The organism is Azospirillum sp. (assembly GCF_050789165.1).
On sequence record NZ_JBOZRT010000021.1, the window covers coordinates 1 to 13686 of the forward strand.

13 protein-coding genes are annotated in these 13686 nt (G+C 68.9%); 9 read left to right on the top strand and 4 right to left on the bottom strand.

The annotated features are described in order from the left end of the window. Both ACRWK7_RS03820 and ACRWK7_RS03825 read right to left on the bottom strand, forming a co-directional pair. Window positions 1-517 (bottom strand): Ldh family oxidoreductase (locus tag ACRWK7_RS03820; RefSeq protein WP_431854854.1); only part of this gene is annotated, 517 nt, incomplete at its 3' end. 195 nt (window positions 518-712) lie between these two features. Continuing rightward, window positions 713-2251 (bottom strand): sigma-54-dependent transcriptional regulator, encoded by a 1539-nt coding sequence (locus ACRWK7_RS03825; RefSeq protein ID WP_431854855.1) that lies wholly within the window; start codon window positions 2249-2251, stop codon window positions 713-715. A 273-nt stretch (window positions 2252-2524) separates the two neighbouring features. On the opposite strand from ACRWK7_RS03825, the gene ACRWK7_RS03830 reads away from it, so the two are divergent. Beyond that, entirely contained in the window at window positions 2525-3835 is a 1311-nt protein-coding gene (locus ACRWK7_RS03830) for a D-amino acid dehydrogenase (RefSeq protein ID WP_431854856.1), read from the top strand. 333 nt (window positions 3836-4168) lie between these two features. Then, entirely contained in the window at window positions 4169-5266 is a 1098-nt protein-coding gene (locus ACRWK7_RS03835; protein WP_431854857.1) for a sensor histidine kinase, read from the top strand. A 28-nt stretch (window positions 5267-5294) separates the two neighbouring features. Here the strand turns inward: ACRWK7_RS03835 and ACRWK7_RS03840 are convergent, their stop codons facing one another. Continuing rightward, window positions 5295-5855, bottom strand: coding sequence for a cytochrome b (locus ACRWK7_RS03840; RefSeq protein ID WP_431854858.1), 561 nt, complete (start codon window positions 5853-5855; stop codon window positions 5295-5297). A gap of 169 nt (window positions 5856-6024) precedes the next feature. Between ACRWK7_RS03840 and ACRWK7_RS03845 the strand changes: the two genes are divergently transcribed. The 7 genes from ACRWK7_RS03845 to ACRWK7_RS03875 all read left to right on the top strand — a co-directional run bounded on the left by ACRWK7_RS03845 (window position 6025) and on the right by ACRWK7_RS03875 (window position 11289). Then, window positions 6025-6216 (top strand): hypothetical protein, encoded by a 192-nt coding sequence (locus ACRWK7_RS03845; RefSeq protein WP_431854859.1) that lies wholly within the window; start codon window positions 6025-6027, stop codon window positions 6214-6216. Between the two features lie 24 nt (window positions 6217-6240). After that, complete coding sequence (locus ACRWK7_RS03850; protein ID WP_431854860.1) at window positions 6241-7284, top strand: hypothetical protein; 1044 nt, start codon at window positions 6241-6243, stop codon at window positions 7282-7284. A gap of 189 nt (window positions 7285-7473) precedes the next feature. Next, on the top strand, window positions 7474-7872 hold the full coding sequence (locus ACRWK7_RS03855; protein WP_431854861.1) for a hypothetical protein: 399 nt from the start codon (window positions 7474-7476) through the stop codon (window positions 7870-7872). An 86-nt stretch (window positions 7873-7958) separates the two neighbouring features. Next, a complete protein-coding gene (locus ACRWK7_RS03860) occupies window positions 7959-8708 on the top strand; it encodes a c-type cytochrome (protein ID WP_431854862.1) in 750 nt (249 codons plus the stop codon). Window positions 8709-8715: 7 nt separating this feature from the next. After that, window positions 8716-10104 carry a 4Fe-4S binding protein gene (locus ACRWK7_RS03865; protein ID WP_431854863.1) on the top strand — a complete coding sequence of 463 codons (1389 nt, stop codon included), beginning with the start codon at window positions 8716-8718 and terminating at the stop codon, window positions 10102-10104. 25 nt (window positions 10105-10129) lie between these two features. Then, complete coding sequence (locus ACRWK7_RS03870) at window positions 10130-10624, top strand: disulfide bond formation protein B (RefSeq protein WP_431854864.1); 495 nt, start codon at window positions 10130-10132, stop codon at window positions 10622-10624. Then, complete coding sequence (locus tag ACRWK7_RS03875) at window positions 10621-11289, top strand: DsbA family protein (RefSeq protein ID WP_431854865.1); 669 nt, start codon at window positions 10621-10623, stop codon at window positions 11287-11289. Before ACRWK7_RS03870 ends, ACRWK7_RS03875 begins: the two co-directional genes overlap by 4 nt. Window positions 11290-11503: 214 nt before the next feature. On the opposite strand, the gene ACRWK7_RS03880 is transcribed toward ACRWK7_RS03875, so the two are convergent. Then, window positions 11504-13213: a hybrid sensor histidine kinase/response regulator gene (locus tag ACRWK7_RS03880; RefSeq protein WP_431854866.1), complete on the bottom strand. Its 1710-nt coding sequence runs from the start codon at window positions 13211-13213 to the stop codon at window positions 11504-11506. Window positions 13214-13686 lie beyond the last annotated feature (473 nt).

The following is a 13686-nucleotide window of genomic DNA, read 5'->3' on the forward strand; positions in this document are numbered from 1 at the left end:
GCGTGGCGAAGGCCATGGGGTTGGTGCCGTACACCGCCGAACGGCCGCCGTGCGGCACCACGCAGGCGAAGCTGTTGACGACCGACAGCGCCACCAGCCCGTCGCGGGCGAACGGCTCCACATCCGGCCACAGCGCGCTGAAATGATGGGAATTGCGGATCGCCAGCAGGGCCATGCCGCCGGCCCGCACCATCTCCATCAACCGTGGACGCGCCGCCAGCAGGGCGGGCTGGGCGAAGCCGTTGGCGGCGTCCACCCGCAGGAAGGCGGGGCCGGCCTCCTCCACCTTGGGCACCGCCTTGCCGTCCGCCCAGCCGCTCTTCAGCGAGCCGACGTAGCCGGGGATCCGGAACACGCCGTGGCTGAAGGAACCGTCACGCTCGCAGCCTGCGCAGTTCTCGGCAAGGATCCGGGCAACCGTGTCCGAGCAGCCATGGCGCTCGAAGATGCACGCCAGCAGGGCCACCAATTCGGCGTAGGGGATCAGGCTTTCACCGGTCGGGGAGGGGGCGGTCATGGCTTGGCACCGTTGATGGGTTGGAAGAGGCTGCGGAAGCGCCCGGCCTGGAAGGGGGGCGAGCGGCATGGAGGCCGTCGGGCCGGCGGCGATCCCGGCGACCAGTTCGCCTGTCGCGGCGGCCAGCGTCAAGCTCAGATGCTGGCCGCCGCGAGCGCGCGCCAGAGCGACAGGGACCGCAATCATCGCTCGGCGTCACGCCCCATCCGGGATCCGGTACTTGCGCAGCTTGTTGGCGATCATCGTGTGCGAGGTGCTCAGCCGCGCCGCCAGCTTTCGGCTGGAGGGGAAACGTGGATACAGTCGATGCAGCAGCGTGCGCTCGAACTGCTCCAGCGCCTCGCTCCAGCTTGCCGCGTTGGCGCTGTCGCCACCGTCACCCGCGTCCATGCGGGCGCCGGCCAGTTCCAGGTCGGCGGCGTCGAGATAGGCGCCGTCGCTCATGGTCACGGCGCGGAAGATCACGTTTTCGAGCTGGCGCACGTTGCCGGGCCACGGGTTGGCGAGCAGGGCGGCGCTGGCGGCCACGGTGAGGCGGCAGAGCGGACGGCGGGCCTGGGCACACGCACGGGCGACGAAGTGCCGGGCCAGGAGCAGGATGTCCTCGCCGCGCTCACGCAGGGGCGGCACCTGCAGGTTCAGGACATTGAGGCGATAGAACAGGTCCTCACGGAAGCTGTGCTCCGCCACCATGGCGTCGACGTCGCGGTGGGTGGCGCTGATGACCCGCACGTCCACGCTCTGCTCGCGGTCGCCGCCGACGCGGCGGAAGCGGCCATCGCTGAGGAAACGCAGCAGCTTCGCCTGGAGATAGGGGGACATCTCGCCGATCTCGTCCAGAAAGACCGTGCCGCCGTGGGCCAGTTCGAGCAACCCCGGCTTTCCGCCGCGCTGCGCCCCCGTGAAGGCGCCCGGGGCGTAGCCGAACAGCTCGCTCTCCGCCAGGCTTTCCGGCAGCGCGGCGCAGTTCAGGGCCAGGAAGGGCTTGCCGCGCCGCAGGCTGGCCCGGTGGCAGGCATGGGCGACCAGTTCCTTGCCCGTGCCCGTCTCGCCCAGGATCAGCAACGGAGCATCCACCATGGCGACCCGGGCGGCGCGGGCCTTCAGGGCGTGCATGGGCCCGGAGTCGCCGAGGATGCGGTCGAAGCCGGCTTCATCGAAGTTCTGCAAAGCGTGGAGACGCTCGCCCAATCGGCTGGGCGCGAACAGCGTCACCACGCCCCCCGCCACCCGGCCGTCCTCCACGATGGGGGTCGCATCCAGGAGGAACGGGCGCCCATTCAGCATCACCTCCTGCCCCGGAAGCCGGAAGCCGCTTTCCACCACCACGTTGCTCAACTCCGGGTCACCAAACAGGCGGCCGAAATCAGTCCCGCTCAACGCCGCTTCGGCCTGCCCGGCCACGTCCGCCGCGGCCGCGTTCGCCACCACGATCCGGCCCGCCCGATCCACGGCGAGCACAGGGTCGGGCAGCGCCCCGAGAAGGGCGTCGAGATGAAGCCGCCGCCGCGTGCCAGGCAGGATGTCGATGGGGGTGACCGACAGGATTCCGACCACACGGCGCAACTCCGCCTCGAGGTGATCAAGCGACGGGGCTTCGAGTTCCGGCGCATCGATGTGGATGTGCGGCGGATCCACCTCGACGGCGACGACATTCAACTGCCGGCGGGCGAACACCGCCAGGATCTCATGGGCAATGCCGACCCGGTCGGCGAACACGACGTCGATGCGCATGGCGACCTCACGGACGGACAGGCCAGAGTACCACGTCCCGCGAAAGCGTCCATGCATGTTTACAGTGTATTGAATTGTTTACAGCCTGTTGCAGGCAATGGGAATCCTAGCTGCTTTCGCGTCCTCAGCCTTCGCTTCTACCCCCACCGTAAACGTCCGTGTACGCATCTCAATCCTGATTCACCGTCGGAACGAGGGTTTTCGCGGGACCGAAGGTTGGCCTCCGATTTGCTAATGGCTGGGCAAGCATACCTGCCACCTCGGGAGTTCCTCATGCGCGTCATCGTCCTCGGCAGCGGCGTCATCGGTGTTTCCACTGCCTATTACCTGGCGCGGGCCGGCCACGAGGTGACCGTTGTGGACCGGCAGGACGGGGCGGCGCTGGAGACCAGCTACGCCAACGCGGGCGAGGTGTCGCCGGGCTACGCCTCCCCCTGGGCGGCGCCTGGACTGATCGGCAAGGCCGTGAAGTGGATGCTGATGAAGCACTCGCCTCTGGTTGTCCGGCCGAAGCTGGACCCGGCCATGTGGGCCTGGTGCCTGAGCCTGCTCGCCAACGCCAACGAGCGTCGCTACGGCATCAACAAGGGCCGCATGGTGCGGCTGGCCGAATACAGCCGTGACTGCCTGCGCACGTTGCGCGACGAGACCGGCATCCGTTACGACGAGCGGACGAAGGGCACGCTTCAGGTCTTCCGTACCCAGAAGCAGGTCGATGCTGCGGCCGCCGACATGGCGGTGCTCGATCGCTTCAACGTGCCGTACTCCTTGCTGGACCGCAGCGGCTGCGTGGCGGCGGAACCGGCGCTGGGGTTGGTCCATGACAAGATCGTCGGCGGCCTTCAACTGCCGGGTGACGAAACTGGCGACTGCTTCCGCTTCACCAACGCGCTGGCGCAATTGGCCGCCGGGTTGGGCGTGGAGTTCCGCTACGGCGTGCGCATCCAGGGTCTGGAGAGCGATGGGCGGCGCATCACGGGCGTGCTGACCGACGTCGGCACGCTGACGGCGGATGCCTACGTGGTGGCGCTCGGCAGCTATTCGCCGATGCTGGTCAGGCCGCTGGGGCTGAAGCTGCCGGTCTATCCCGTCAAGGGATACTCACTTACGCTGCCGATCGTGGATGCGGCCGGCGCCCCGGAATCCACGGTCATGGATGAGACCTATAAGATCGCGGTCACCCGTCTCGGCGACCGCATCCGGGTCGGCGGCACGGCGGAGCTGACCGGCTACGACCTGACCCTGCGCCCGGAGCGGCGCGGCCCGCTAGACCACGTCGTGGGCGACCTGTTCCCGACAGGCGGCGATCTGTCGAAGGCGGAGTTCTGGACGGGCCTGCGCCCCAACACGCCCGACGGCACGCCCATCGTCGGTCCAACGGCGGTGCGTAACCTGTTCCTCAACACCGGGCACGGAACGCTGGGCTGGACCATGGCGGCCGGTTCCGGCCGGGTTGTCGCCGACGTTGTCAGCGGTCGTCGAGCGGAGATCGACATGGAAGGGTTGACCATGGATCGATACCTCCGTCAGACGGGCATGGGCCCGGTGTGCGGTGACCGGTTGCCAGAGGCGAAACGAGCATAAGGGCTTGGTCGCAAGGTCGGCCCTCGCCACGGGAAGACCTTGGGAAGCGCAGGAAACGCAGGGCTTCGGTCGGCGGGGGGGCGGCATGGCTACCTCCCTTCCTGATCGGAAGCCCCGCTCCCGGTCTGGTCTGTCATCGTCCACCGTCGTGCGCCGGGCCCAGGCGGCGGACCGTTTCAGCTGCTGATCGACCGCACCGGACTGAAACGGTGCGGGCCTGTCGTTGCTGATCGTTGATCCGGCCGCCAGCCGCTTTCATGAACGCGTTGTAATGTTCGGGCGCCGGGCGTGCGCATTAGGATCGGCCGACCCACGCAACCGGGGCGCATCGGCATGATCCGGATCGACGGCACCTCCCGCAGCCCGCGGGTCCCGCGCCTGTTGGCGATGCTCGCCGCCTTCGGCCTGCTGCTGCTCGACGTTGCCGTACCGCAAGGAATCCTCGACGGTTATCCGTATTTCGTCGTGGTGCTGTTCTCGCTGTCGGAGGAGCGGCCGTGCGCGCCCTACGGCTACGCGGCCATTGCCATGGCGCTGGCGTTCACCGGTTTCCTGCTGAGCGACGAGGCCAACATCGGCGGTCGGTTCGACTGGCGCATCGGCCTCGCCAACTGCGTGGTCGCGGCTGCGCTGTTCGGTGTGATGGCCGTCATGCTCCACAAATACAAGCGTGCCACGGCGCTGCTGGCGGCCGACCGCGAGAGTCTGGCCCGGGCGAACCATGAGAAGGTCAAGCTGCTCTCCGTCATCAGCCACGATCTGAAGAGCCCCTTGCAGGCGATGACCACCTTCGCGCATCTGGTGGCGGGGACCGCGCCCGCCGGTGGGCAGCGCGGGGACTACGCGCACCTGCTGATGGTGCAGGTCCAGCGGGTCACGGACCTCGTCGATACGGCGACCTCCTGGGGGCGTGCGCAAATGGCGAACCGCCCGGCAGCGGCGCTCTCCGACCTCGCAGCGCTCGCCTCCTCGGCGGTCGAGACCGCGCGGGGCGCGGCGCTGATCAAGGGCGTGGACCTGCGGCTCGATGCGGCGCCGGCCCTCGCCGTTGTCGATGCGCCGGGCATCGAGGTGGTGCTGCGCAACCTCCTGTCGAACGCGGTGAAGTTCACGCCCGAGGGCGGCAGCGTCACCGTGCGGGTGACGGCTGGCACCGCACAGGCCGTGGTCGAGGTCGTCGACACCGGCGTCGGCATCCCGCCCGAGCGCATCCCCACCCTGTTTGCGCTGAGCGAGAATCAATCGACCGAGGGCACCGCTGGCGAGGGCGGGACGGGGCTGGGCCTGCCGCTGTCGCAGGAACTGGTGCAGCGCAACGGCGGCTCCCTGTCGGTGAGCAGCAGTGCGGAGGGCACGGTCGTGACGCTCTCCCTGCCGTCCGCCGGAGGCGTGACCGCCGCGCCGCCGGCGAGCGTGGCACGCGCGTCCTGAGGTGCCCCATGAACTGCGCCGAGGATGGTCAAAGACCGGGCAACATGCGCCGCATCACCTCGTCGCGCAGCACGAAGCGATGATACAAGGCCGCAAGGACGTGGACCGCGACCGCCGCCAGCAGGATGTAGCTGAGCACCACGTGCACGTCGCCGGCCGATCGTCCCAGCGGTGCGCCCTGCGCCGCCAGCGCCGGCAGCGGGACCAGCGAGAACAGCGTCACCGTCCAGCCCCGCGCCGACGCGTTCATCCAGCCGAGCACTGGCACAACGACCAGCAGAAGATAGAGCACCCCGTGGATCAGCGACGACGCCCGGTTCTGCCATCCCGGCAGGCCGGCTGGGGGCGGCGGTGCGGAATGGGTCAGCCGCCACGCAAGCCGGACCGCCAGGAGGAGCAGGATCAGCGCGCCGGCCGACAGGTGGAGGTTGATCAGCGTCTCCGGCTGCGTGCCGCGGCGGATCTCCGGCATGCTCCAGCCGATGGCGTACTGGGCGGCGAGCAGGAGCACCATCGCCCAATGCAGGATCACCGCCACCGCCGTGTACCCGGCGAACTCCGCGCCGGAGGAAAGATCGTTATGCCGCATGGAGTCCTCCCGTCCTGTGCCAGTGATCTGGGCCGCGTCGCCGCCCGGACCACCCGCATCATCGCCCGTACGGCGCACGGCCACCGGCCCGCTTGCCCAAAATCAATTCATGGGCGGGACCTGCAGGGTAGGGTTCGCCATCCCGTTCAGGCATTCCGGAACCCCAGCGATGTCCTCCGAACCGCACCAGGCCGACCAAACCTCCGAAGCGGTGCCCCAGCCTTCGCAACCGGACGGCGGGGCTGCCGTCGTGGCCGACCCGTTCCACACCGACAAGATGATCCTCTTCAGCGGAGTGTGCGGCGCGTTGGCCACCCTCGGCTTCATCGCCGTCGTGATCCTGCACTTTCTCGCGGACTGAGCCACCCCGCGACTGGACCCTGCCATGACCATGAAAAGCGAATCGACGACCGCCACGGGCGCTCCGCCACAGGGCCTGTCCTGGAACCAGAGAATAGTTCCGTTCATGGCGGCGTCGGTGGGGTTCCTTTTCCTGAGCTTCGTGCTCGTCAGCCTCTACGCCTGGTTCTACACCGACGCCGCGGTGCAGGCCGCACGGGTGGGGGCGCTCCGGTCCCTCCTCGTCAGCAGCGAGCCCGCTTCGCCGTCCCCGGATCTGGCCGGGCGCGTCGTTCATGTGCGAGGCACGGCGACGGTCGGACAGCCGGTCGCCGACACCAGCATAGGAGTCACCTTCGAGAGGGCGCTCACCGTCCAGCGCATCGTGGAACGGTTCCGCAGCGGGCGGAACGCCGGCTGGAATCCGGACGAGATGCGCCATCTGCCGTCCCCCGGCGTGCGCCTCGGCGGTTGGTCGCTGACGGAGCCACTCCTCGCCGCGGCGCCTTCGGTCCTCGAACCCATGCGCCCGGGGGCGGATTACCGCCTGCCAGCGGGCATGATGCTGTCCGAAAGCGATCCCTGGGCCGCATACCATGTGAACAGCGCCAAGGCCCGGACCTCCGACCCCGCGAAGCACTTGGCCGACGGCGACCGCCGGTTGATGTACCGGGCGTTGCGGGACGGTCCCCTGAGCGTGATCGCGGCGGTCGACAAGACCGGCCAGGAACTGGTGCCGGTCCGCATCGACGGGGACAACGTGGCGCTCCTGGCGAACGGAGCCGTCGATGCCGCGGTGATGATCGACGATGCCCTGAAGGACGCCAACGCGACCCGCGTCGAGACGACGCTCTGGGCGTTCGCCGTCGGCTGGGCGGCCTTCCTGATCCCGGCCCTCTGGGCACCGATGCGCCGCTGGGCCGCCCTGACGCTCGTCCCGCTGGCCGGGGTCGTCGCGACGCTCGGCGCGGCCATGGCCGCGGCCGTGCCCGGCGGCATCGCAGGCAGCTTCCTCGCGGGCCAAGCGGTCGCGACCGCCTATGTGCTGGTGATCGTGCTCCTCGCCCGGCGGCGCGGCGCCCTGGGCTGAACCGGGCGCCGCCACTGCACGCAGCGATGGCCGGAGACGGGCACGCTTATTGCTTCATATCAGCCGACATCATCCTGGACGGCCGTGTATGGCGGGAGAGCCCGCTTTCGGCCGCCGGGCCATTCCCAAAGACGGGAGTGCGGTGGTCTCGTTCTTGGAAACGGGGCATGAGTTGAGGATGCAGGTCGGATGAACCGCAGGGTGCTCGCGTGCTGGGGGATCGTCGTGACCTTGCTGTTCGGCTTGGCCGGGCAGCAAGCCTTCGCCCTGTGCATGTCCGGCGACCATCGCGCCGTCGAGGTGATGGGGCATGCTCCCTGCGGCCCGGCCCTTTCGCCGGACGGTGCAGGCCTCACGTCGGGGCCGCGCTGCGATGATACCCCCGTGGGCGGCGCCATGGAGGCCACCGTCCAGCAGGGCAAGCGGGACACCGCCCATGCCGTTCCGACGCCGACCGGCGGCGGCCCGGCTCTCCCGGCAAGCGCCATGGCGCCGGCGCCGCCACGGATGGGCGCCCCCCTGCGGGCTGCGGCGACCGACCGCGACATTCGCCTCCAATCCCGGCGCACGGTCGTTCTCCTGATCTGAACGCGGTTGCATCCTCCGCTGGCCGGGCCGGGCATCGGCTTGCCCGTGCTTCTGGTCGGCCCCATGCAACCTGTTCGAGAGAGACCATGCGCGCCTTCATCGCCGCCTTCATGTCCGTGTTCGCCCTGCTGGGCTCCGCCACGGCCCAGGACTCCCGCGCGACCTACCAGGAACAGTGGATCAGGACGGAACCCGCCGACCCCTCCGAGGAATGGCTCATCGCCTACGGCGGGCGGATGTACTCGCAATGGGCCGAGGTGCTCGACCAGACCCTGCCCGGCAAGCCGCGCGCCGGCGGTGGCGGCTATGGCGACGGGCCGCTCGCCAAGGGGCCGGACATCTGGCGTTGCCCCACCTGCCACGGCTGGGACTACAAGGGCGTCGGCGGCAACAAGGCCACCGATCTGCGCCCTCTGGCGGGTGGTGATCCCGCCAGGGTGGTGAAGGCGTTGCGCGACGACCGTCACCGCTACACGCCGGCCATGATCCCGGACAAGGCCGCCGAACGTCTGGCCCTGTTCCTGGTCAAGGGCCAGTACGACGCCGGGCGCGTGGTGGACGCGAAGACGCGCTCGGTCAACGGCAACCCGGCGCGGGGCAAGGCCGTGTTCCAGAACCTCTGCGCCGTCTGCCACGGCTACGACGGCAAGGCGCAGAACTTCGCCAGCAGCAAGGCGCCGATGTACATTGGCACGGTCGCCAGGGACACCCCCCTCCTGCTGATCCACACCGCCCGCAACGGTCATCCGGGCGAGGCCATGCCGGCCAACATCTGGGTGGGGATCGACGTGATCGCCGACGTCGCCGCCTACGCGCAGACCCTTCCGGACAAGTGAGGCGGCCATGCCCCTGGATTTCGGACCGCCGCCGCGGGCGCGCATCGCGACGGCCATCGAGGCGTTCTTCGTCCAGCACCGCGACCGGCTGATCTACGTCCACGCCGCCATGTTCGTCGCTTTCCTGGCGCTCATCGTCGGCCCGCTCGCCGTCGGGGACGCGTCGGCCTTCCACGTCGGGCCGTTCGCCAACTACGTCCTGTGGGGCCTCTGGTTTCCGCTGGTGCTGCTGTCGGTGATCGTCACCGGGCGGTCGTGGTGCGGGCTGCTGTGCCCCATGGGCGCCGCGGCGGAATGGGGCAACCGGATCGGGCCGCAACGCCCCGTCCCGGCCTGGATGCGGTGGGAGGGTATGCCCATCGCCAGCTTCGTGGTGGTGACCATCCTCGGGCAGACCGTGGGCGTGCGGACCCACGCGGAGGCCGCTGCGCAGATCTTCGGCGGCACCATGCTGCTGGCGATCGTCGTCGGCTTCGTCTACGGGCGCCGACGCCGGGCGTGGTGCCGCCACCTGTGCCCCATCGGCCTGCTGCTCGGCATCTTCTCGCGCCTCGGGGCCGTGGAGTTCCGCCCGGTGGTGCGCCTGCCCGGCGGCGACGCCTACACCGACAAGGGCGTCTGCCCGATGATGATCGACCTGCCGCGCAAGGAGGAATCGCGGCACTGCATCGAGTGCTTCCGCTGCGTCAACCCAGGCGCCAAGGGCGGCATGACCGTCGTCCTGCGCCGGCCCGGGGCGGAGGTGGAGCGCATCCGGAACCACCACGCCAACCCCGTCGAGGTGTGGTTCCTGTTCCTCGGCACCGGCATCGCGCTGGGCGGCTTCCTGTGGGGCATCCTGCCGCTGTGGCAGGACCTGCGCGCCATGGCCGGGGAATGGGCGATCGGGCAGGGCTGGTACGGGGTCGTCCGCCCCGGTCCGGGCTGGCTGATGAGCGTCCATCCCGAGCGGCGCGAGGTCTATCTGTGGCTGGATTTCGCGATGATCAGCGGCTTCATGGTCGCGGTGATGCTGGCGACCGCGGCCGCTCTGTCGGCCACCACGGCCGCCGCCGCGGCCCTGGCGGGCCGGGGCGGCGCAGGCGACGGCGGCTTCCGGCAGCGCTTCACCGAACTCGCCTACCAGTACGCCCCCGTCGCCATGGTGTCGCTGGTGGTCGGGCTCGGCGGCAAGCTGTTCATCCCGCTTCAGCTTCTGGCGGGGGCGCCCGCCGTGGGGGCGGCGAAGGGTGGCCTGTTCCTGCTCGGCCTGGTCTGGAGCCTCTGGCTGGGGGACCGCATCCTGCGGCAGCAGGGTGTGCGCCCCGGCCTGCCGCGTCTGCTGCCGCTGGCGCCCGGCGCGCTGGGCAGCCTCGTGGTCGCGGCGGGCTGGTGGCCCGCGATTTTCGGCCTGTGACATCGAACAAGACGGAAGTGACGACATGACAGACAGGACACGGCCGAAACGGCGGCAGGGTGGCGGCAGCGCCGTTCAGCCTCCCGTGGCCGAGGCGGCGCCGGACGGACGGCTTTGGACCTTGCTCTTCGCGGCATGGCTGATCGCGCTGGGCTCGACCCTGAGCGTGCTGTTCATCGGCGAGATCATGGGCCAGACCCCGTGCGTGCTGTGCTGGTACCAGCGGGCCTTCATGTTCCCGCTGGCGGTGATCCTCGCCGTCGCCTGCTATCGGACGGATGGTGCGGTGTGGCGCTACGCCCTGCCGCTGGCCGCCATCGGCGCCGTCATCGCCGTCTGGCACACGCTGGTCTTCACCGGGGTGGCGCCGGCCGCGCTGGAACCCTGCGGGGCGGGCCCGTCCTGCTCCAGCGACAACATGACCATCCTCGGGGGCGTCCCGCTCCCGCTCCTGTCGGTTGGCGCGTTCGGCGCCATCGGCGTTCTCATGCACCTTGTCCGGAAGACATCCACCCCATGACCAAACGCACCCTCGTCGTTCTGACGGCCATCGCGTCCGTCGTCGTGTTCGCGGCCGCCGGCTGGTGGTTCACCGCCCGGCAGGCGGGAAATGCGGGCGCGCAGGTGGCCGACGCCGCCGTGCTCGTGCGGCCGCATTCGCCGGTCTTCGGTCCGAAGGCAGCCCCCGTCACCATCGCCGAGTTCTTCGACCCGGCCTGCGAGACCTGCCGGGCCTTCTATCCCGTGGTCAAGGAGATCATGGCGCAATTCCCGGGCGAGGTCCGACTGGTGATCCGCTACACCCCCCTGCACCAGGGCTCGGACGAGGTGGTCCGCCTGCTTGAAACCGCGCGCCTGCAACGGAAGTTCGAGCCGGTGCTGGAGGCCATCCTGCGCGCCCAGCCGCAATGGGCGAGCCACGGTGCGCCGCGCCTCGACAAGGCGTGGGAGGCGGCGGGGACCGCAGGGCTCGACCTTGCCAAGGCGCGCGCCGCGCTGATGTCGCCGGAGGTGACGGCGGTCCTGGAGCAGGACCGCAGCGACTCGGTGGCGGTCGGTGCGCAGAAGACGCCGACGTTCCTGGTCAACGGCAAGCACCTGCCGAGCTTCGGCGCCCAGCAACTCTACAACCTCGTCGAGAGCGAGGTGCGCGCGACGCGGGCCTCAGCCGCCAAGGGCAGCTGAGCCGGAGGTGGCCTGGGCTATCATCCCGGCGGACGATAGTCTTGACACACCTTTCCTCGTCATGCCCGGGCTTGTCCCGGGCATCCACGCACCGGAACCTTCGGGAGAGCCGTGGTCGTGGAAGGCCGGGTCAAGCCCGGCCATGACGGACACGTTGGGGTGGGTTAGACTTACACTCGCTATGACCGAACCGGCCGGACGCGGCTCGCCTGCCTCAGTTCACCTGTTGAGCGCTGGCCGTGCCGCCAAGGCTCACCTCGGCAATCCTCTGAAGGATCGCGGCCTGAAGCTGATCCGGTGTGACCGGCTTGCGAAGCACGGGGTACCCGCTCGCCGCGGCGTCCTTGTCGCAGGCACCGCCGATTTCGCCCGTCAGAACGAGAGCGGGAGCCGGCCGCCCCAGGAACGCCTCGATGCAGCGGATGGCGTCCGTCCCCAAACGCCGCTGGCGCAGCCGGTAGTCGGCCAGAATGATGCTGGGCGCCTCCCCGCTGGCGCGCAGCTGCTCGACCGCCTCCTCACCGGACTCCACAGCGATGACCCTGAAGCCCCATCCTTCGAACATGGCTTGCAGTGCCATGCGCACGATGACGTCGTCCTCGACGAGCACGATGAGGCGCCCGGCGCCGTCAAGCGTCTGCGGCCGCGCACGCACAACCGGCAAGTGCTGCCCCGGTGCGACGGGAATCTCAATCCAGAAGGTCGAACCCTCGCCTGCGCGCGATGCGACGCCGACCTCGTGTTTGAGGAGCCCGGCCAGCTTCTTCACGATCGCCAAGCCCATGCCGAGCCCGTAGCTGCGGTCGCGCTCCGGATTGCCGACCTGGTAGAACTCGTTGAAGATCTCGTCCTGCGCCTCGGCCGGGATGCCCCGGCCGCTGTCCTGGACCTCGATGCGGATCACCTCGCCCTTGCGGCGGTTGTCGATCAGGATGCGGCCTTCGTCGGTGTAGCGGACAGCGTTCTCGACCAGGTTGTGAAGGATGCGCAGCAGCAGCAGCGGATCGGTCCGGACGACGGCCGCCGACGGCACGACGTACCACGCCAATCCGTTGGCCTCCGCGCCTTGCCGGAACGTGGCTTCGATCTGATCGAACACCGACGCCAGGGGAACGTCCTTCACCTTGGGTTCCACCAGCCCAGCGTCGATCTTCGACACATCGAGGAGGCTGTCCAGCAGCCCCTTCAGCACGCCCAGGCTCTGCTGGAGCTGCAGGTAATGCGGTTGGCCGCCCTCAGCGATATGCGAGCCGATGGCCTCGGTGAGCATCAGGATCGACTGGACCGGCTGGCGCAGGTCGTGACTGGCCGAGGCGAGAAACTGCGTTTTGGCCGCATTGGCGCGCGTCAATTCAGCGGCATGCCCTTCGGCGCGCCGGGCGGCTTCGCGCAATGAGGCGACCAGCTGGAGATTGGTGAGGGCCAGCGCCGTCGAGCGGGCGATCGCCTGGAGAATGGCGAGCTCTTCCTCCGAAGCGGCGTGCTGGGTGGCCCAGTAGGCCCCGATGGCCCCAACGGGATCCTCCGGCCGCACCGGCACCATGACCATGCTCTTCACGAAGGTCAGCCGGTAGGCGTCGTGCGGGACACGCGGGTCCTTGTAGATGTCCGGGATGACCACGGTTCGGCCGTTCAGCATCGCCCAGCCCGAAACGCAGGCCTGCATGGGGAAGCGCTGCCCTTTCCACAACGGGCTGATGGCGCTCTCGTCCGCGTAGTAGCACTGGTCGTTCTCGCGCAGTACGAAGGTGACGCCGTCGGCACCCGTCAGCTGCCGGGCCGAGGTGCGCACGATCTCCATGATGCCCTGGAGATCTCCCGCGAACGACAGCCGCTCGACGATGTCGACCACCGCGGCGACGCGATGGTCCCCGCGCAGAGCCGCAACATTGTCCTGCATCGAGGTCTGCATGGGCTGCTGCATCCCGGCTTCCTTTACCGTCCTTGATCGGCGCGTTCCTGCGACGCTCCGCTGTCCGAGTAATACCCTGCAGCCAAGCTAACACATCCCCGCACGCTGATGTTATAGTTTGTTCTTCGAGCATTCTCCCAAAGCATATTGGTGCGGGAACACGCAAGCACTCGCAAGTGCTGTTCAATTGTATCGCATTCAATAAGTTGGTTGTCCAAAGATATTGCCGCTCCCCGGGGCGGAGAACGCGCTTTCTGTGGCAATTCCGCGCACAGCGCCGGAAATTGCCGCCGTCACTCTCTATTTGCGAAATTCACTCGCCGGCCATCTGCATCGCCCCGAGCCCGATGCGGTCCGGACTGCCGGCATCGAAAGTCGGCGTGGTGGAACACCCTGCGGCGCGATTTGGCAAAGCTCAGGATGTGATGGTCGCTCTTTGGTGTGTTAGCCTGCATGCTCAGGAACTGGGAAATCCAAGGGAGTGG